Source organism: Nitrospirota bacterium, assembly GCA_020851375.1.
In the GTDB taxonomy this organism is placed as follows: domain Bacteria; phylum Nitrospirota; class 9FT-COMBO-42-15; order HDB-SIOI813; family HDB-SIOI813; genus RBG-16-43-11.
The window spans coordinates 241,524-263,879 of the sequence record JADZCV010000044.1 but is presented as its reverse complement, the minus strand read 5'-3'; the positions used below and the strand labels follow the sequence as shown (position 1 = coordinate 263,879).

12 protein-coding genes are annotated in these 22,356 nt (G+C 49.6%); all 12 read left to right on the top strand.

The genetic code is table 11. The features are described 5' to 3' along the window. Window positions 1-71 precede the first annotated feature (71 nt). Window positions 72-722, top strand: a complete 651-nt coding sequence (locus IT393_09350) for a tetratricopeptide repeat protein (protein ID MCC7202847.1) — start codon at window positions 72-74, stop codon at window positions 720-722. Between the two features lie 35 nt (window positions 723-757). After that, a complete protein-coding gene (locus IT393_09345; protein MCC7202846.1) occupies window positions 758-2,836 on the top strand; it encodes a tetratricopeptide repeat protein in 2,079 nt (692 codons plus the stop codon). Between the two features lie 24 nt (window positions 2,837-2,860). Then, entirely contained in the window at window positions 2,861-4,879 is a 2,019-nt protein-coding gene (locus IT393_09340; GenBank protein ID MCC7202845.1) for a tetratricopeptide repeat protein, read from the top strand. 477 nt (window positions 4,880-5,356) lie between these two features. Beyond that, window positions 5,357-7,291, top strand: coding sequence for a tetratricopeptide repeat protein (locus tag IT393_09335; GenBank protein ID MCC7202844.1), 1,935 nt, complete (start codon window positions 5,357-5,359; stop codon window positions 7,289-7,291). Beyond that, a complete protein-coding gene (locus IT393_09330; GenBank protein MCC7202843.1) occupies window positions 7,288-9,243 on the top strand; it encodes a tetratricopeptide repeat protein in 1,956 nt (651 codons plus the stop codon). Before IT393_09335 ends, IT393_09330 begins: the two co-directional genes overlap by 4 nt. Continuing rightward, window positions 9,218-10,033: a tetratricopeptide repeat protein gene (locus tag IT393_09325; GenBank protein MCC7202842.1), complete on the top strand. Its 816-nt coding sequence runs from the start codon at window positions 9,218-9,220 to the stop codon at window positions 10,031-10,033. The genes IT393_09330 and IT393_09325 overlap by 26 nt, the downstream gene beginning before the upstream one ends. A gap of 60 nt (window positions 10,034-10,093) precedes the next feature. Then, window positions 10,094-15,433 (top strand): fibronectin type III domain-containing protein, encoded by a 5,340-nt coding sequence (locus tag IT393_09320; protein ID MCC7202841.1) that lies wholly within the window; start codon window positions 10,094-10,096, stop codon window positions 15,431-15,433. A 94-nt stretch (window positions 15,434-15,527) separates the two neighbouring features. Further along, a complete protein-coding gene (locus IT393_09315; protein ID MCC7202840.1) occupies window positions 15,528-15,632 on the top strand; it encodes a hypothetical protein in 105 nt (34 codons plus the stop codon). Window positions 15,633-15,687: 55 nt separating this feature from the next. After that, window positions 15,688-17,748 carry a putative Ig domain-containing protein gene (locus tag IT393_09310; protein ID MCC7202839.1) on the top strand — a complete coding sequence of 687 codons (2,061 nt, stop codon included), beginning with the start codon at window positions 15,688-15,690 and terminating at the stop codon, window positions 17,746-17,748. Window position 17,749: 1 nt separating this feature from the next. After that, complete coding sequence (locus tag IT393_09305; protein ID MCC7202838.1) at window positions 17,750-18,493, top strand: hypothetical protein; 744 nt, start codon at window positions 17,750-17,752, stop codon at window positions 18,491-18,493. A 79-nt stretch (window positions 18,494-18,572) separates the two neighbouring features. Next, window positions 18,573-21,263: a hypothetical protein gene (locus IT393_09300; GenBank protein ID MCC7202837.1), complete on the top strand. Its 2,691-nt coding sequence runs from the start codon at window positions 18,573-18,575 to the stop codon at window positions 21,261-21,263. A 198-nt stretch (window positions 21,264-21,461) separates the two neighbouring features. Further along, entirely contained in the window at window positions 21,462-22,319 is an 858-nt protein-coding gene (locus IT393_09295) for an SUMF1/EgtB/PvdO family nonheme iron enzyme (protein MCC7202836.1), read from the top strand. The last annotated feature ends 37 nt before the right edge of the window (window positions 22,320-22,356 follow it).

Sequence of the window (22,356 nt, the reverse complement as noted above, 5' to 3'; positions counted from 1 at the left end):
TACTGGCAGTTCTGATTGTTGTGTATGGGACATTAACTATTTCCCGCAATATGGTCTGGGGGGACAGTGTCTTGCTATGGAAGGACACTGTGGAAAAGGCGCCCCGCTCAGGTCTCGCCTGGGCAGGACTTACAAATGCCTACAGGGAGCGTGGAGACCTCTTCCTGTCTGCTGAGGCTGCAGAGAAAGGGCTTGCCATTGACCCGAACAGTTATTTTATCCGTGTCAATCTTGGCCGGACTTATCAGTTGCTGGGGAAGACGGACCAGGCCATAACAGAATATGAGATGGCCCTGAGGATTGATCCTGGAAGGGCCGCTATCTGGAATGACCTTGCTATCCTATACAGCCAGAAAGGGGACCTTGAGCATACAGAAATATATTTGAAGAAGGCGGCTGAGGAGTGGGGTGATCAGCCGAACATCCATTACAATCTTGCCGTGGTCCTGGCCGGGCGTCAGAAACTGGCGGAGGCCAGAGAGGAATTTATCAGGGCGATCCGCCTGTATCCAGGCTATCTCCAGGCGAGATACGAACTGGGTGAGACGCTTGAAAAACTCGGCAGACCTGATGAGGCCGATGAGCAGTACCGTGAGATTATCAGGATCAGTTCCAGCGGCGCTGATCACTGGTCCTCCGTATTAGGTCAGGATAGAAGGTTGGCGAAGATGATCGTTCAGAAGGCCGCGCAACGTCTTGCCCGCAACAGCAGATCAAAATAGAAGCATGAATACCAGTGTCAGTGAAGGAATCGCTAATGACCAGTAGATGGCTGCAAACAAATGGTGCAATCCTGTGCCTGCTTGCAGGCATCGGAATAATTGTTTATATTAACAGCTTTTCCAATTCGTTCCAGTATGATGATCAGGTAACGATTGAGCATAACAGGGATATACGGACACTCGGCAATATCCCCCGCTTTTTTGTAAAACCCAAATTACTTACGGCTGTTATTCTTCCGCAGGAGGCCGGCCATTACCGCCCGTTCGTTATCACGAGCTATGCGATTAATTATGCCATCGGAGGGCTCAATCCTGCGGGGTATCATATTGTTAATCTTGCACTTCATGTGGGGTCCGCGTTTCTGATATTTCTGATTGTACAGGCCATGTTAACAACCGGCATTTCCAGCCCTGGTGAAGGGGGCTGGTGGCGTTTGGGACTGGCTGGGGTTTCTGCCGGTCTTATCTTTCTTGTCCATCCATTCAACTCCGAGGCTGTGAACTATATTACTGCCAGGTCCAGTGTGATGAGCGGATTATTCTACCTCCTTGGCTTTTACTGCTGGGTGAGATTCAGGAATAGCCCCCCTTTTGCATCTGAAAATGCACCTATTCAACCGTCATTCCCACGGAACCTGTCCCCGCAGGATTTAAGCGGGGAGTGGGAATCCAGAACCAGGCCCAACGATCTGGATTCCCGCCTACGCGGGAATGACGTTTTCATGACCATTTGTGAGCCTGAGGCTCATGACGGGTCACCTCTTAACAAAGTGGGGTTAAAGGTTGTTTTCTACACCGCCTCTCTCCTTGCCTTTGCAGCAGGCATGCTGAGTAAAGAGATGGTAATAACTCTGCCCATCGTTTTTTTCCTCTACGATCTTTATTTTAAGGACATCCGGTCCTCCGGGGTTCGCTCACCAGGGTCCGTACCCGGCTTTTTATTTAACTGGCGTACATACGTACCCTATATCCCTTTTGTATTACTCGTGACAGCGCCGTATCTGTATATGCGCATGTCCTCTTTTGGCAGGGTCCTCCCGCATTTTACGCGGGATATGGGGACTCAGATATTTACGGAATTGCCTGTCTTAATAAAGCACCTGCAGATGTTTTTGATTCCAATCCCGCTGACCGTATTCCACCATGTAGAGCTGTATACAGGCTTCTGGTTATTTCCAGTGCTTTCTTCTGCACTGATTATCCTGATCTATCTTGCTGTTGCCATGTTCCTTTTTCGGACATCCATGCATACATGGAGGGTAGTCTCCTTTTTTCTTGTATGGTTTTTTATCGTTCTCCTGCCTGTGATTGTTATCCCTCTGAATGCCGTGTTCCAGGAGAACAGGGGATATCTGGCTGTGATGAGTTTTACTGTTGTTGCAGGGGTGTCTATAGAAGAGCTCCGGAGGAAAAGGGGTTGGCGGCAGGCCGTACTTGCACTTGCAGCGCTGTCTGCTGTCTATTCCGTGGTGACACTCCACCGGAACACGGTATGGAAAGACGAGCTGAGCCTGTGGTCTGATGCAGTTAAAAAGGCCCCGCTTTCCCCTGAGGTTTATACTGCACTGGGTTTTGCCTACAGGAATGCAGGATTGTATCCTCAGGCTGTCGGGGCGTCTGAAAAGGCCCTTACGCTTGGAGGAGAGGGCAACTATTTTGCCCACGAGAATCTGGGGATGGTCTACATGGCCCAGGAGAGATGGACGATGGCTGCAGAGGAGCTTGAAAAGGCTATCCAGGGGAACAGTTATAAGGCACAGAATCACTTTAACCTGGGGATCGTATACGATAAACTGGAAAAACCAGATCTTGCAGAGAGAGAGTACAAAGAGGCCCTGAGACTGGATCAGGATTATTACCGGCCTTATGTCAAACTGGGGATTTTATACTCAAGAGACGGAAGGATTGATGAAGCCATTCAGACATTTAGCAGGGCGCTCTCTGTTTCTCCGGAACAACTCCTGCCACGTTTCTTTCTTGGCACCTTATTGGAAGGGACAGGCAGGAAAGAGGAGGCGAGGCAGTACTATATGCAGATAGTGGAACATGGCGGAGAAGGGGACGAAGCGATTGTCCGGGAGGCCCGTAAAAGGCTGGAGCTGATGGGCCAGTAACATGGGACAGGGAATGATATTACCATGAAACCAGGACTGGAATGGATAGGGAAACGGAGACATCCGGATGTCTGGATCTTTTGCCTGCTTCTTATGACGGGCATGTTGATCTATATGAACAGCCTTGGCAACCCGTTTCACTATGATGATCAGCCGTACATTGAAGAAAACCGTAATATCCGGTTGCTCAGTAACCTTCCGCACTTTTTTACGAATCCGAAGACATTATCCTCGAATCCTTCCATGGTGGGCCACTACCGTCCGTTAGTCGTGACGAGCTATGCCATTAATTATGCTGTCGGAGGTCTTAATCCTGCAGGCTATCACCTTGTCAATCTGGGTTTTCATGCCGGGTCAGCGTTTTTGATATTCCTGATCGTAAAATCCATGTTAACCCCGGCCCTGTCCCTCTCCGGTGAAGGGGGAGCGAAACATGGCATGGGCATGCGTAATGCGGCGGTATGGGCGTCTCTGGCTGCCGGGCTCATATTCCTTGTCCACCCCTTCAACTCAGAGGTGGTGAATTACATTACTGCCCGGTCCAGTGTGATGAGCGGATTTTTCTATCTTCTCGGTTTTTACTGCTGGGTGAGATACAGAGAGGCAGGGGCCGGCGTATTTTATATGGCCTGCTTCCTTGCCTTTATGGGAGGTATGTTGAGTAAAGAGATAGTTATCACCCTGCCTGTTATATTGTGGCTATACGACCTTTATTTTCCGAAAGTTCCGGATTCCTCTTCCCGTTCTTTGTTTGACTGGCGAACATATATTCCCTATGCCCCCTTTATACTCATTGTGGCTGTCCCCTATCTGATCATGAGGGCATCTTCCTTTGGAGGGATCCTTACACATTTCAGACGGGGAATAGGGACTCAGATTTTCACAGAATTGCCTGTGCTGGTAAAATATCTGAAACTCTTCATCTTTCCGGCCGGTCTTAATGTTGATCACTATGCCGGGATATATAAAACCTTTTTTGTCCTGCCTGTAATAGGTTCTGCCGCCGTTCTTGTCTTATTCCTGGCTGCGGCCATAATATTATACAGATCGAAGGCCAGAGAATGGAAGATGGTGTCTTTCTTTGTGATATGGTTTTTTGTGGTAATGCTCCCTACCACAGTGATACCGTTAAATGCGATATTACAGGAAAACAGGGGGTATCTTGCAATAGTGACCTTTGCCGTGCTTGCAGGTGTCTTGCTGAGTAAACTTGAAACGCCTTCATTAAAAAAGTGGCGGCTCTCTTTGGCCGTGCTCATCATACTCCTGCTTGTTTATGGCAGTGCAACAATATACAGAAACAGTATCTGGAGGGACGGGCTGACCCTCTGGGGCGATGCAGCGGCAAAGTCGCCGGAATCTCCCCGGGCCTTCAGTAATCTGGGTACCGCCCTTGCAAGGCAGGGAGAAAATGACCTTGCTGTAGAGAGATTTCACAGGGCGCTGGAACTTGCAAACCCTGAGTCCGGCATTGATCCGCTCAATATTCATTATAATCTGGGGAGTGTATATCAGCAAATGGGAAGCCTTGAGATGGCTGTAAAAGAGTATTCTGTTGTCATGGCGCTTGCCCCGGGGGATTCCCGGCCCTATTACAATCTCGGAGTCATATACCAGCAGCAGAATGAGACGGCAGCAGCGATAGATTCATACAAAAAGGTGCTTGAGCTGGCCCCCTCTGACTTCAGGACCTATCACAATCTCGGGCTTATTTATCAAAAAAACGGGGACCTGATGCGTGCTGCGGGGTACTATAAGACTGCACTGGAACTAAATCCCGGTTATGATAAGTCAAGGTATAACCTTGGGACGATATATGTGATGGAAGGAGATATGGAATCAGCTAAAGAGGTGTATACGGACACGATAAAAATTAATCCGGACTATATGCCTGCATACTATAGTCTTGGGATGATCTATGAGAAAGAAGGCAATCCTGGTATGGCGATAAAAATCTACAGGGAGGCGGCAGTGAGGACTCCTGCGAACCAGTCATTTTTAGAGCGAATAAAAATCCTTGAGGAAGAAAGGCATGGGCGGTGATAATTGTTCTATGAACACGTAGACAGGAGCGTTTTCAGGTGAACTGTCATGAGCCCTTCGACTGTTCGACAAGCTCACAGCTCAGGGCTTACCAGGGTTCATGAAAACGTCATTCCCGCGAAAGCGGGAATCCAGACCGTGGCCAGATTCTGGATTCCCACTTGCGTGGGAATGACGGGTGAAATCATGCGGGCACAGGTTGCGTGGGAATGACGGGGTGAAAAATCTTGCAGGGACAGGTTGCGTGGGAATGACGGGTGAATAGGAGCATTTTCAGGTGAACCGTCATGAGCCCTTCGACTGTTCGACAAGCTCACAGCTCAGGGCTTACCAGGGTTCATGAAAACGTCATTCCCGCGTAAGCGGGAATCCAGACCGGGGCCAGATTCTGGATTCCCACTTGCGTGGGAATGACGGGTGAAAAATCCTGCGGGCACAGGTTGCGTGGGAATGACGGGTGAATAGGAGCATTTTCAGGTGAAAAGCACAGCATGGATACTCTGTCTGTTTCTGGTCATTGGTGTTGCTGTCTACGGCAATAGTCTCTCAAACCCTTTTCACTACGATGATGCAGTGACTGTGGTGGGGAATAAGAACATCCGGACCCTAAGCAATATTCCCAGGTTTTTTACAGATCCACGGACAGCTACTGCCACCTGGCTCCCATCAGAGGCAGGCCATTACAGGCCTCTCGTTGTATTGAGCTATGCAGTAAATTATGCAGCGGGCGGTCTTGATCCTGTGGGTTATCATCTCGTCAACCTGGCCTTTCATGCCGGGTCCGCATTTCTGATATTTCTGATCGTGCAGTCTATGTTAACCCCCGCCATTGCCATTCCCGGTCGAGGGTCAGGGAGAAAGGAAGAGGTTGCCGGCATTGGGGCATTATGGGCGTCGCTTGCTGCCGGACTGATATTCCTTGTCCACCCCTTCAATTCAGAAGCCGTGAACTATATTACAGCCAGGTCCAGTCTGATGAGCGGTTTTTTCTACCTGCTCGGATTTTACTGCTGGGTGAGGTTCAGGAAGGCAGGGGCTGCACGGTTTTATGCGGTCTCTCTCCTTGCCTTTGCAGGGGGGATGCTATCCAAGGAGGTGGCGATTACCCTGCCTGTTGTGCTATGGATGTATGATCTCTGTTTTGTTCATCCACTCCGTACCACTGAATCTGTATTCCGCAAATTACTTAACTGGCGCGGTTTTATCCCCTATCTCCCTTTTATACTTATCGTTGCAGTTCCATACCTGATCATAAGGGGTTCTTCATTTGGCAAAGTCGTCCCGCATTTTACACGGGATCTGTGGACCCAGTTATTTACAGAACTGCCTGTGCTGGTTGCACACTGGAAATTTTTCCTCTGGCCAGGGGGGCTGAGCCTGATGCATGATGCAGAGATCTACCGTACTGTAACCTGGACAGTAATGCTTTCAGGATTGCTGTTACTCATTTATACAGGCATGTCACTCTATCTGGCGTTTCTTAAAGAGCTCAGGTGGCGCATTATCTCTTTCTTCATGCTCTGGTTTATTATTGTCCTCCTGCCTACGACCATCATTCCACTTAATATTATTTTTCAGGAGAACAGGGGGTATCTGACCGTTGTCTGCTTTGCAGTAATTGCAGGTCTGTTCATGGAATTGTTGCATAGAAAGGCTGGCTGGAAGATCACTGCCTGTGCGATACTCATCCTGATGCTAAGCTACTCTGCTGCTACGGTCAGTCGTAACAGGGTATGGGGAGACGACCTCGTCTTGTGGAAAGACACTGTTGAGAAGGCGCCTGCCACAAGCGATGCATATGCAGGACTGGCAGGGGTCTACAAAGAGCGGCGTGACTTCTTCCTCTCGCTTGAAACAGCGAAGAAGGGGATCTCTGTGGACCCTGATAATGCCTCTCTCTGGCTTCATCTTGGCCAGATATATGAGGTCTTCGGTGACCTGGATCAGGCTGTACTTAATTACAAAAAGGCCGTTGAAGCAGACCCCATCCAGGCATACATCTGGAAGGACCTCGCCATGGTCTACATAAAGAAGGGTGATATGGAACGCGCCGAGTCCTCTCTCATGGAGGCATTGAAGTTACGCAGTGATGACCCGTCCTTTTATTACCACCTTGCCAGGGTGATCGCAGAGATGGGGAGATTGGGTGAGGCGGTTGACCTGCTTGAGGAGGCTTTAAGTCTTCAACCGGGATATATTGTGGCACGGGTTGAGCTTGGTATGATATTTGAGAAAACAGGCAGGACCAGCGAGGCGATTATGCAGTACCAGGAAGCTGTCCGGCTTGGCTCGGCCCGGCTCAGACATCAAACCCTCCTGCCTGAAGAGGATAAGGAGAATACGGGACAAAATCCAGTGGACAAGTCCATAGAATATGCCCGGAGACGGATTAAGGAATTAACGTCACAATGAAGCCTGAGGTGGAATGGAAAAAAAGAGCCTGGTATTTTAATCTGCTCGTTTTATGTCTGTTTTTCCTGATCGGAACAGGAATCTACTGGAACAGCCTTGACAATCCTTTCCAGTATGATGATCAGAATATTGTGCAGGATAATGGGAACATCAGGACGCTTAAAAACCTGCCGCTCTTTTTCATAAAATCCGGGATGATAGGGGCGAACCCGTATGAAGCCGTACATTACCGGCCCGTGGTTGTGTCAAGTTATGCCATCAATTATGCCATGGGCGGCCTGAATACAGCAGGCTATCACATAGGAAATCTGGCCTTTCATGCAGGGTCGGCATTTCTGGTCTTTCTGATCCTGCAGGCCATGTTGGGGGGGGCAGGGTCCGGGGGAATATTGACCCCGCTGGCAGCCGGTCTCATCTTTCTTGTCCACCCGTTTAACTCCGAGGCGGTGAATTACATTACCGCACGGTTCAGTGTGATGAGCGGGTTCTTCTACCTGCTCGGCTTCTACTGCTGGGTAATGTTCAGGAATATTCCCCCTTTTTCCACCGTTAACAAAGTGGGGGAAAGGGGAATTTACTACGCAGCCTCCCTCCTTGTCTTTATACTCGGCATGCTGAGTAAAGAGATTGTAATAACTCTGCCCATTGTGCTATGGCTATATGATCTGTATTTTAAAAAAAACCGGTATTCTGAACCTGATGCCCGGCATTCAGCGCTCCGGATTTTATTTAACTGGCGCACATACATCCCCTATCTCCCCTTTGTTATAATATTTGTGATCCCATATGTTGTCATGTGGTTTTATTCTCCCGGCGGAGTGCTGCCACATTTCAAGCGTGACATATTTTCACAGATATTGACCTCCCTGCCTGTCCTTATCCTGCACTGGAAGCTGTTCCTGATCCCGCTTCACCTGACCCCGGTCCACCATGTAGAGATACTCAGGACCTTCTGGTCTTTTCCAGTGATCTCTTCTGCCATTCTCCTTACAGTTTATACTATTATTGCGATACTCCTTCTGCGCTCCTCTTCCCGTTTGCTTAAGAATATCTCATTTTTTATGTTGTGGTTTTTCATTGTTCTATTGCCTACCACGATCATTCCGTTGAATGCCATCTTTCAGGAAAACAGGGGATATCTTGCCTGTGTCAGTTTTGTGGTATTGGCAGGCATAGCCATAGGAGAGCTTGATAAAAAAATGCGGGGGAAGACCGGGGTCGTTCTTCTTGTCTTTCTGATCGTCATATATTCGGCGCTCGTTATCCAGCGGAACAGGGTTTGGAAGGATGACCTGACCTTATGGAGGGACACAGTCCAAAAGGAACCTCAATCTCCTCTGGGGTACACGGCGTTAGGGGTTGCATACCATTGGCGGGGAATGTATAATGATGCATTTGATGCATTTCAAAAGGCGCTGATATTAGGGGGGGAGGACAACTTTATTGTACACGATGCTATGGCAAGGATCTATATGACCCGGAAGAACTGGGATATGGCGGCTCAGGAATTTGAGAAGGCCCTCAGGGCGTTTTATTTTAAGGCAGAGACTCATCATGATCTTGCTGTGGCCTATTTCCGGATGGACCGGCTTGATCTTTCTGAGAAGCATTTCAGGGAGGCTGCGAGATTAAACCCCGGATATTATAAAGCCTATTACAACATGGGTGTCCTGTATACTAAAGAGGGCAGGCTTGAAGAGGCAGTCCATGCCTATAAACAGGCCATTTCTTTATCTGCCGGCGACCTGTATTCACGGTTTAACCTCGGGATGCTGCTGGAGGAATCCGGCAAAAAGGAGGAGGCGGCTGAACAATATCGCATAGTGGCGGAAAATGCGCATGGAGATGAAGGGGACCTTTCCAGCGAGGCAGGCATACGCCTCGAAAGACTGAAACAATATAACATTAAGGCAAGGAGAAGGGAAAATGGACGACAAGAGTCCGGAAATTAGAGAAGGCATGGACAGGGATGACACTGCAGGAGAGGAAATTATTCAACAGGCCCGCGGGTCTGGGGAGAACCTGGAGGGTGGACCTTCCCTGAGCAGACGCCTGCCCTGGAAGTATATTGTGATTTTGTTTGTGGCGTTGCTGGTGGTTATCCCGGCTGGGATTTATGTCTTTAAGTATATGGAGAAGTCTGACCCGAATTATTACACCAAACATCAGAAGATGGGTGAGGATTTCTTTAAGGCAGGGAATTATGGGCAGGCCATTAAAGAGTTCCAGAAAAGTGTAAGTGCAAAACCAGACGCTTTTGCAGCCAACTATGGTTTGTCTTTATCCTATATGAGGGCACAGGATTATGATAAGGCAGTTGAGTCCTTTGAGAGGACATTGAAGCTTGCCCCTGACCGTGTGGATGTAATGTATTCACTTGGGGTGACCTACCAGAGGATGGGGAGGCTGGAAAAGGCGCTGCAGGTGTATCATGAGGTGGGCAAGAAGGATCCCGCCTCCTACCAGGTGTTCAACAATGCAGGGACGATTTATGCGAACATGAAGAATTTTGACAGGGCGATCCAGGCATTTGGGGCATCTATAAAGCGAAACCCGGATTACTACCCAACCTACTTTAACCTGGCCAGGGTCTATGAGGCCCAGGGGAAAAGAGATCTGGCATCCAGGCAATACAAGATCGTCAGGGAGAGGGCCTCAAAAAGGCCTCAGACAGAAAACTTTGTCAAACTTGCAGAACAGCGGTTGGCTGCACTTGACACACCCAGGGAGGGTAGAAAGTAACCCGTATCAGTTGAGATGAGCTGGAAAGGGGGCATGTTATTTGCAATACTTATCTTATAAATGGATACAGACATGAGAGATAAGGCAAAGGCATTTATAGTGCAAATTTTGACCCTTATTCTGTTATGTACACCTGGGTCCCTTTATGCCTCCAATTATAACTGGGTCCAGAGCGACTGGACAGGAGGAGCTGATACCTCTGCCACTGCAGTCCATCCTGGTGGACAAACCGGATGGACCAAATTTTACAGTAAGGACCCATATGTAAGTACCTCAATAGCCGGAGAGCTTTCTATTTTCCCTCAACCTGCCTCCATAATTCAGACAGCAGACCTGAATGATTTCGACAGGGGTACCCTGACCAATCTCAAACTGGTCGGGACAGGTGGGTATAATTACACAACATATCAGGAAGATAATACGTCGGTAGTCAGCAAGACCGGGCAGTGGTATTCTTCAACGTTATATAATCCTTCCGGTGGAAGGTATATTTTTTCTGTAGAGACAGGCGCTACGGTTACCCTTACCTTTACAGGAACGCAGGCGACATGGATTGGGCCGAAATACAATTCATTTGGAATTGCAGATGTTTATCTGGATGGAAACTTTCAGGGGAGCGTTGACTTGTACAGCAGCACACTCCAGTCTCAGCAGACCCTCTTTACAGCCAGTGGTCTGAGCAACACACAGCATACCCTCAGGATTGTGGTCACAGGCAGGAAAAACAGCAGTTCATCCGATCCTGCCGTGGGAGTGTATGCCTTTATTGTAGGTGTTCCGAACCCGGACGCCGGTGCATACATAACCTTCGTTGATGGGACATCTTCTGTTACGCAGAAGGCAGATCTGCTTGATTTTGACAGGGGGACACTGACTAACCTGCAACTGGTTGGGACCGGATACTATGCCACGACAACATATGAGGAGACAAATCCTGCTGTGGTCACGACCGGGCAGTGGTTTTCTTCAGGTGCCTATGGCGGGACCATTATATTTTCCATTGAAACAGGCGCTTCTGCTACCCTTGCCTTTACAGGGACGCAGGCGACCTGGTATGGTCCAAAATACCGTGATTTTGGAATAGCAAATGTCTTCCTCGACGGGCAGCTTCAGGGGAGTGTTGACCTTTACAGCAGCACACTCCTGTCCAGGCAATCCCTGTTTACAGTCAGCGGTCTGAGCAACACCGCACATACCCTGAGGATTGTGGTCACAGGGAAGAAAAACAACAGTGCATTAAATGTAGCGGTAGGAGTAGATGCCTTTGATGTGAAAACCGCCTATCCTGACGTGAATGCCTCTTTAAGGATTGCCGCCGGATTTACTGACGGCAGTTACGAGTCCCCTTCATTTGATACAGGTCCCGGGGGGGCCCTCCTGCATACCCTTGTCTGGAACGCGACCGTACCTTCAGGGTCTACTCTGAAATTTCAGATTGCCACAAATAACGATAACCAGACATGGAATTTTAAGGGGCCGGACGGGACATCAGGCACATATTATGACAGTTCTCCTGCTGCCATCTCTTCAGTCCATGACAGAGACCGCTATGTCCGGTACAAGGCCTTTTTCCACCGGGCGACGACCGATCTTGCCGACAGTCCTGTACTGCAGGATGTGACGGTTAATTATGGATTGGCTTCTTTTCTTCTCGGCGCCTATGAGTCCCCTTCATTTGATATTGGTACTGGCGGGGCCTTTTTTAAATCCATTACATGGGGCGCTACTGTGCCTGCAGGTTCATCACTTAAGTTTCAGATTGCCACGAATAACGATAACCAGACGTGGAATTATGAGGAGCTTCCAGGGGAGTCTGGTTATGACTATGTAAGCCCCGGGGCCACCATTAATCAGGGTCATAATGAACGGCGCTACATACGTTTCAAGGCCTTTTTCGAGAGGCCTGAGATTGACCCGGCATATGACCCGAAACTAAACGATGTAACGATAAATTTTGAGGAGATACCCTCCCTGCAGATGCTGATCAGTTCACCCTATGATACAACAGATACAGCTGATGTCATCAATCGCTGGAAATGGTCAGAGGATATCCCCGCAGGTACTGATGTTTCGCTCCAGTTAAGGACATCTCCTAACGGTTCCTCATGGAGTCAGTGGTATGGGCCCCATTCAACGACATTTTCAGCCGCAAAAGGTGTTTCTCAGATTTCCGTGGGAAGTGCGGCCGGCTTCAGTGCCGGCGGCAGGGTCACTATTACCAATAGTGCAAACGCCAATCAGAATGAAACAAAAAAGATCACAGATGTCAATCTGGCAACATCTGTTATTACACTTGACTCAGCCACTTCTTATACATATTCATCCGGATCTACCTTTACAGATACCTATACTGACCCTGATGGAAGGGAGCCGATAAACCCGGCCCACAGGAGCGGCTATAGCGGCAATAATAACGACCAGTGGCTGCAATACAGGGTCATCCTGTTTTCAGAGCTGGGTACAGTGACCCCGTTTTTACGTGAAAGCCGGATCGGCTATTTTACAGCGAGTGGTGTGTACCAGCCTGACCTGATCATTGAGGCAAATGGTGATAATGCTTACGGGTCCTTTGGATCAGGTGCAGGAGGGGAGGCTTCAAAGAACGCAGATCCCGGATTCAGGCTCCAGCAGCCGCTTACGTATGATATACAGGTTCAAAATGACGGCACATCTCAGAGTGTGGACGATACCTTTATTATTTCCTGGAACACCCCTTCAGATATATCCGGGGACTGGGCGGTCTTATTGAATGACAGCAACGCTGACCTGACATCCCCTGCCTCCGTATCACTGAACGCGGGTTCGGAAAAGGCCTATACACTGAAGGTTACCCCTTCTGCATATGCCCCGGGCGCTGTCACGCAGGACATTATCGTTAATCTCCGCTCGGAAAATGATTATGCGAAGGTAGATTCTATCCGGGCAGCCACACAAATCAACAGTATTTATCAGGCGGATGGCCTGATTGACGGAGATGGAAACAACCAGTATGACCCGGCCCGCACCGGAGGAGGTGGCACGTCCCAGATTAAGGAGGCGGGGCCAGGGGACAGCATCTCATATACTATTACCCTGCAAAATGAGGGGAATGTTCCGGATACCTATACCCTCTCTCTCCGAAACCCTCTCCCTGTTGGCTGGACAGCAGTTATCAGTGACGATTCAGGCGATCATGGCATTACAGCATCAGTCGGGTTTACCACTGCGCCGGTAAGGTCTCAGCCCCACAGTGATTTTGAACAGATATTTACATTAAAAATTATTCCGGCAGGCCAGCCCCGGGCAGCAGATATTGACGTCAATATCTATTCTAACGGCGCTGCACAATATATGGACTCGCTCAAGGCCCGCCTCGATTTAAAGGCGACCTACAAAGTTGACGGGGTCATCTATGGTTTTGGTTATAATGCGGGAGGTACTATTTCAGGCTACGGAACTTTGGGTGCAGGCTGTGGTACAGCGGGGGCCGGGGACAACATATACGGGGCGCTGGGTTTAGGCAACGGTGGTTGCACCGCACTTGACATCTCAAACGGCTCATCTAAGGAGATAACGGTTGGCGTACAGAATGAAGGGAATATTGCAGACAGCTATCTTATTTCCTGGAACACGCCATCCGGCGGTTGGGGTGTTGTGATGCAGGAGAGACTAAATGACGGCAGTGTTGTTGAGTACAGCTCCCCTGTGAATGTACCGACTGCAACTGCAGGGAATCCGGCGAACTATAACGGGGGAGAGTTCCCATTCTTTACTTTCCGGATTACCCCGCCTTCGTCATTTACCTCAGGTTCTGAGACGATCCTGTTTGATATTCGTTCAACCGGGGACAGCGGAAAGGTTGATTCAGTCAGGGCGGTTATCAACAGTAGTGATACGACACCCCCTGCCTCTGTAGTCCTTGACATTAGCGATATTACTGCAACCTCTTTCAAGGTCTCATGGACGTCACCAGGAGATGACGGTATGAGTGATACCGCAGCATACTATGACCTGCGGTATTCAACATCCCCTATTACAGATGGCAACTTCATACAGGCGGCCAGGGCAGTCAGTTGTAAAGCCGGAGAAAGTATACCTGGAAAGCCCAAATCTGCAGGGGAGTCTGAGTCATGCACGATTTCGCAGCTATTTGCCAATACCAATTATTACATTGCACTTAAGACAACGGATGATGCAGGCAATGTCTCTTCTATCTCGACCTGTTCCGGATGTCCGGCACACACGCTCGTATCGGATGATACAACAAGGCCTGGCGCTATTTCAGACCTTTCGGTAACAGATGCGTCAAAAGACACCATGACACTCTGCTGGACTGCGCCGCCGGACGACGGGTCAGATATGTCCTCAGGGGCTGTTACAGGATATGACATGCGCTATTCCACGAGAGAGATCGTCGTTGATAGTTCAGCACCTGGTCCCGGCCAGATTCCATTCTCCAATGCAATACTTGCTGCACCGGCAGAAGGGTTTTTGGCCCCCCGCACACCAGGAATGAAGGAATGCTACATTGTCCCTGTTGAGAATAAGATAGACACAGGCGGCGGGGTGATTGACGACAGGACACTGAATACAAGGTTCTATTTTGCTATCAGGGCACTGGATGAGAGGGGGGCGGATGCGAACTCCTCAGTAGCTGAGGACCATAGGTCCCTTATCTCAACCGGGCCGGCAAAGGGTATGACACCCCTTGCCCCCTATGCATACAACCTGATATCTGTGCCGTATCATCCCAATCCTGATACACCTAAGGATGTATTTGGTGATGACGTAGTGACCCCGGACTATAAGCTGCAGGTATACCGGTGGGATTCAAGGGGATCAGACTTTGACAGCGGCTGTTATGATGGAGAGCCGGGCCCTTTCAGTTCAAATCCGGCACAATATACATGTTCAAGGCTGACCTCTGTCAGCGAAGGTACCGGATATTTACTTTGGGCACCGGCTGGAAAGTTCACGCTTGATGTCCCCCCTGCGTCAACTCAGTCTTCCACTGAGACCTGTACTGACGATAATGGGGGCGCCTTTGAGTGCTACGCATTATCAATTAAGGGTGGATGGAACATGATCGGCAACCCGTTTGACAAGGAGACAAACTTCAGCCCTGTAGATGCCAATGGCAATGGCAGTATAGAAGAGCGGGAGCAGGGCCTGTATGTCAGGCGGACGGTTCAGGGACAGGTGCAGGTAGCGTCATTCCAGGATGCAGTTGCAGCCCTGAACTGGCTTGATGGGTCTATTTATACCTACAATGGCATCAATTATACGTTTGAGACCTGTGCCAGTGACGTGGCAGGAGAGCATCAAGGCACCCGCTGCAGCCCTGTGATGCAGCCATGGAAGGCCTACTGGATCAGATTGCAGGCTGTTGGCGGCGCATTTGAATTACTGGTACCGTATTAGCAGAAGATTAACCACAGAGGCACAAAGGACACAAAGATGGATAGTAGAACTAAAATTATAAATCAGGAAAATCTTCAGGAGATAACGATAGATTATGAGAATACTGTCATATTTGAAACTAATGAATTTACGATTAGGTTTATTGATAAATTTCAACGTGGAAATTTTAAAAAAGGGTATTAAAAGAATTATATTATGAATTTGTTATCTTTGTGTACTTTGTGTCTTTGTGGTGAATAATCAGGGGTGCAGCCTTGCTAAAACGATTACTGATTACAATCATGATCCTGGTTAGCTTCGTATCCGCTGTCTATGCGGCAGAGACGGACTGGTCTGTGCATGTAAAGGTATCAGTTCCTGATTCGAGGGGTAGCGATGGTACGGTCTGGAATCACCTTATTGCAGGGACTATGGAAGGGGCAACAGATGGCTTTGACAGCTCCTGGGATACCCTCTCCATGGCCGGAGCAGATGACCCTGTTCAGGCCATGTTTACCCATGGCACCCTCAGTGAATACAGGGATAAGTATGGCAAGCTGGTTAACTGGACGTGCAGCAATCCGGGTGAAGGCTATACGGACCAGGAGTGTTCCCTCTGGCGTGATATCAGGCCATTTGGCGAAAGTAAAGTCTGGACATTCCGTATCATCTCCACAGTGAACGGAGGGACTGTCACACTGAACTGGAATTTCGAAAACAAGCCTGCTCAAATGGATATATTACTTGTTGACCTTTCTAATCCGGCAAACATTATAGACATGAGGAGCTCATCCCGTTATCTCTATACCAACAACATCCCGGTTGAATCAGGTAAAAAGTATGGGATCCGGGATTTTGAGATAAGGATGATGGCGAAAGGACTTTTCATCACCCCTCCCTATCTACCTGATGGAACAATGGACAACTTCTATAATGAGAAGTTATCGGCAGTTGGTGGAACCGCTGTGTGGAGACTTTCAGAGGGGATGCTTCCGCCTGGTATGACTTTAAATCCGGAGACTGGAGAAATTACCGGCGCACCCTCAGCAACCGGTTTATACAGATTTGTAATTATCGGGGATGATACTGTAAATGGATACAGCCGCTCGCGGGACTATACGCTCAATATCAATTCAATACCTGAGATTGACGCTGCCATGCTTCCTGACGGAGTTGCCGGAGAGGCATACACCGGCCGGATTTCAGTCACAGGAGGGAGTAAGCCCATCGTATGGAGCATTATAGGCAACCTTCCTGAGGGGGTAACATTAGACAGCAGTACGGGAGTATTGTCAGGGGATTTGATTGTTCCGGGTATATATGAATTTGTTGCTGGTATCAGGGATGTGAACGGGGCAACCGCCTCAAGAAGGATCAGGATCTCAGTGACAGAGCCGGACGACAGCCTTCCACCGGATGCGATCCGCGACCTGCAGGGGTTCTATGTAACAGATACCTCAGTACTGTTGATGTGGTCAGCGCCGTCAGACGACGGCATGTCCGGCACTGCAGCCCTGTATGACCTGCGCTACCTGGAATGTTCCGCATCCTCAGTATTGGCTGATGGGGAGTGGGACAGGGCTATTGAAGTGACAGGGGAACAGAGACCCCAGAAAGGGGTGTTGCAGACCTACACGATGACAGGGCTTGAGGCTGGCAGGACCTACTGCATCGCTATAAAGAGCGTGGATTCGTCAGGGCACGTGTCTCCGGTGTCAAACATCGTAATGTTTCCGTTGTCGTCTCAGTCCTATGCAGCAGGCACATCAGGTTTTGTGAAACTGACATCACCGCTTACGCTTAGAAAGGGATACAATCTCATATCCCTCCCTCTGCTGCCTGTACCGAATGACGCGGTATCCCTGTTTGCACCGAGTGTGGGTCCTGATGTTGCATTATACCGGTGGTATTCCGCCTACCCCGGGCTCACACCTCCGCAGTATTATTCAGAGGATTCGGTATCTCCGGGACTTGGATATTTCCTCTATTCCCCTGTTGATGGCATCAACCTGTTTATTGATGGGGTAAGGATTGAAAGTCCGGAATATGGCATGGAGTTACAGACAGGATGGAATATGGTCGGAACACCATATGAACACAGGATTCTGATGAAAGACGTCGTTGTGAGAGATCACTCAACCGGAGAGGAGAAGCCATTTACAGAGGCGATAAAGAACGGTCTGGCAGGAAATACCCTTTACTATCTAAAAGACGGTAACTATGATTTCACCTCTTTTAATGACGACCCGCCGGCAGCGTTTGAGCCCTGGACAGGGTACTGGTTATATGTAAATGGCGGAGATGGTCTGGAGATTGTATTCAGGAGGCCGGAATAAGATGAGCAAAGTGATTAGCAGATCCACAATATCTTTTTTTATTTTTTTCCTGCAATGTATATTCCTGACATCTGCCTTCGCGTGGAAGGTGCCGATTGAGATTTCCACAACCGGCGGGGACAATACGAGGCTGTACAACAAGCTGATAGTAGGCATAGAGCAGGGCGCTACAGATGATTTTGACAACCTCTGGGATACACCTGCACTGATTTCCCTGTCTGATCCTGCCAATGATTCTGAGAATCCTGTGCTGTTGAGGGCTTATATCCGGGGCAGGGATGGGGCTGCAGATGCGGCAAAATATCTATGGAAGGATATAAGAGGGACATCAACTAACGGGGATAGTTCATGGGAGATTACCGTAGATTCTGTGCCTGCAGGTAAAAAGGTTGATCTGAGCTGGAATGTCCTGCCGGGTCAGTTAAAACCTGGTGAGGTCCTTCTCCTGAAGGATGTTCATAGAGCCGGGGCCGGCCAGGAGATGGCGCTGGCAGATATTACGCGGGACTCCGGCTATTCCTATATATCGGCCGGTAAAGATCCAAGGTTGTTTCAGTTAGTGTTATCAAAGGAATCGTCAGTTAACTCAGGCTCTGGCAGTGGAAGCGGGCTGGGATGCGGGACTATCATGACTCAGGGCAGCCGCCCAACCACTTCCGGAGGCGCTGTTGCCGGGCTGTTGTCTCTGTTTTCACCTCTGGTTGTATTCAGACTGTACAGGCTGAAACGATCCGGACTGTGGTAACCTGAGTCGCCCTATGGCTGTCTTTATGAATCAGGGCAGATTCCGTTGACAGGTTTTAAATTATATATATAATAATTCAATGTTTAAAAAAATTCTGCTGCCGGTTACATTCATAGGTGTATTAATCTTTCTTGCCATTTTTTTCTGGCAGGAGGAAAGGGGACATTCCCAGCCGCCGGCACTGCCACCTGCACCGATACCGTTAGTCCCATCCGTGCTTGAAGACATTCGGAACACAAAGCACAACCTCTCATCAATAGGACCGGCGGACCGGGCTGTGTTTACAACACAGACAACAGAGATATGTGTATTCTGTCACACGCCGCATGGCGCTGTTGGTGATGAAGAGGCTGCAGGATTGAGCGCCCCCATATGGAACAGAAGGCTTTCTACAGCACGTTATATCCTCTACGACCAGGTATGGAGCACAAGCTTTGAGGGTTATGAGACCAAACCAAAACCGAATGCACCTACTGGATACTCAAGACTGTGCCTTTCATGTCATGACGGGACAATAGCACTGGGCACGGTTGTCAATGCGCCTGGGTCAGGGACATCCTTATCGCCGTTTGATATGATCTATCCAACCGGGCAGACCCCTGCAGGAGGCGCGGGGACAATGCCGTCCGGCTCAGGGGTAACATCAGCGGACACGAGGGTCATAGGTACGAACCTCCAAAACGACCATCCGGTATCGTTTGTATATGATAGTCTGCTTGCTGCAAGGGATGAAGAACTCGTGGACCCGGGTCCGCCGCTTGTTCCGCCTCAAAAGGTGAGTGATACTACCCCAATTTCACCCATGCGGAGATATCCGGGCAGTGTGCCAAATCTCTACGATTCAGTACAGTGCACCTCATGCCATAACCCGCATGCTGTAACTTTTCCAAAGTTCCTGCGGGCCAACTACTTCAATGAGCCTGAGGACCCTGCAAGAGGGAAGATTATCTGTCTTTACTGCCACGATAAGCCGGGCTGGAACGGGAGTACACATGATACAGATGTGTTTGTACCAACGGCAAGTCCTTCAGCAGCGAATCCATATAACTTTGACGGCACTCACACTGTGGGCAAGTACGCATGCCGTGCCTGCCATGATCCCCATACGGCACAGGGTGCCAAGCGGCTCCTTCGGGAGGGGGTTGATTTCAACAATAATCTTGCCATAGAGAATACATGTTATCTTTGTCACAGGCCGGCATCTGAGATGGGAAATCCCGCGAATCCGCCTCCGGACATAAGGAGCGAATTCTATAAAGACAAAAATATCGGAAGGGGCGGCAGGGGGAGTGCTATGAACCTGACGATGGGGCAGGGACATGAGCCTGTATTTGTTGCCAGACCGCAGGAAGGTGTGGAACTGTGGAGTTTTGCACCTCCTCTCTTTAATGAATATCCGCCTGGCACAACCCTCATGGATACCGTACATGTCGAATGTGTGGATTGCCATAACCCCCATCAGGCGACAAAGACCAACAGGCTTAAAGGGATGAAGGGGATAGATATTAACGGAAATGTGGTTGGTGCAAAGATACCGGGAAACAGCCGCGAGCCTTATGTCTATGAGGTCTGTCTCCGGTGTCACGGGAACAGCTATACAAACCTGTTTATAGGCAACCGCTATCCTGAAGAGACCATTTTCCGGTCAGACCCCAGGGATGTAATGCCAACGGATGCAAATTTGAGTTTCAGGGGGTATAGCAATAAGCGAAAGGAGTTTGATCCTAACAGTCAGGATATAGATGAAAATCATACCAGGCAGGCAAGAAATCCTTCCTATCACCCTGTAGCAGCGCCTGGCAGGAATGGTACAGGCCAGCTTTGTAATCAGCTTTCTGTTGCCTTTAACATTGCGTCGCGTTTCAATCCCGGAGGGACGAACGGGAGTTGCGATGCCGACCCGGCAGGGGCGCTCAGAAACATTACCATCCAGTGTACCGATTGCCACAACAACAATGTTACAGGAATTGGAGATATCAAAGGACCTGTAACTGGTCTTCCTGATGGGACATCATACCGCAGGATAACGGATTCAGCGTCTAACATTAGTGAACTTACAAACTTCGATCCAACGAAACCCCAGGGACCTCATGGTTCATTATATCCGCGCATCCTGAGAAATAACTACAACACTGATATCCGGAATCCGAACAGAGACTTTATCAATGACGGGCAGAGCAGCTCCTATTATGATAACTTCCTCTTATGCTTTCAATGTCACGACCGGAGGGCATTTGACCCCACTGCAGCAGGGGCGAACGGAGGTGATTCCTCGTGGACGAACTTCTTCGGGAACCCCCAAAGTATTCAAACCACGTGGGATATCAATCTTCACATGTATCACTTATTGCTGGGGGGCTCTTATTGTCATGAGTGCCACAATAATGTTCACAGTAACATAGAGGCGAAAAATACGGTTTATGGAGACGGAAGAGGCAGGATCTACCCGAACTGCGGAGCTGGTTCCCCGGGAAATCCGGGAGGAAACCCAATGACCGATCCTCCGGGGTGTCTGCCGCCTGATGAAGAGGATGGTATGATTGACGGGGTTGTTTCGACCCACCTGATCAATTTTGCCCCTGAGCTGGTCACAGGAGGCACGGACTTGAGACCGAGATGGTACCTGGAGGGCGATGACGATCTTAACCGCTTCCGGTGTGATTTAAGGTGTCATAACATCACGATGTCAACGTGTCACTACAAGCCATCGGCCAATGTGCCAAACAGGCCTGACTGGTGCGCCGGTACTGCAGGAGAGGTAACGCAATGACAGCTACACATGAGCATTTTTGGATGAACCGTCATGAGCTCGGGGCTCACCAGGGTTCATGAAAACGTCATTCCCGCGTAAGCGGGAATCCAGACCGTGGGCCTGGTTCTGGATTCCCACTTGCGTGGGAATGACGGGGTGAAAAATCCTGCGGGGACAGGTTCCGTGGGAATGACGGGAGAATAGGAGCGTTTTCAGGTGAACCGTCATGAGCCAGGGCTCACAAAGGCAGATGAAAATCAGGTGAAGCAGGCAGGCGCATTGTTTTTATTAGTGCAGGTTTTCCTGGCAGGAATGGTCGTGACTGCATCATCTGCCGGTCAGACGGTGACTGAGGAACAGATGGCGCATGTACCTGCAGGAGAGTTCATCATGGGTAGCACTGAGAAGGATGGGTTGGTGGGCCAGTCCGTGGGGGTGGATGAGATTCCCCAGCGGTCAGTATATCTGAAGGCATTTTATATTGACAGGTACGAGGTGACTAACCGTCAGTACAAGGCCTTCATTGATGCGACCGGCCATTCAGCGCCTGATGATAAACATCCCGGGGCATCTTCGTGGAAAGGCAACACCCCGCCAGAAGGAACTGAAGACATCCCTGTCTCGAATATAACCTGGTACGATGCGGATGCCTACTGCCGTTGGGCTGGAAAGAGGCTCCCTGCAGAAGAGGAGTGGGAAAAGGCTGCAAGGGGCACAGACGGCCGCCAATGGCCCTGGGGGAGTGATCTTAGAGGACATACCTGCAACACCCGGTATGCAGGCCCGGGACAGATCCTTCCTCCGGGAAGTGTCAGCGATGACGTAAGCCCTTATGGAGTTTATGATATGTGCGGTAATGTGAGCGAATGGACCAGCTCCTGGTACCTCCCCTACCCTGGGAGCACCCTTAAGAGGGATTCCTTTGGAGAGACATACAAAGTCACACGGGGCGGGTCGTTAGTTATGCCGGCCATGCCATACAGCAGGGCAGCATACCGGGCCAATACCTTCAAGCCTGATTACAGGCACAGGGGAATAGGTTTTCGTTGTGCGGAAGATGACAGGGCTCATTAATAACTGCCGGGTTGCAGTGTGTCTTACGACGGTCCTC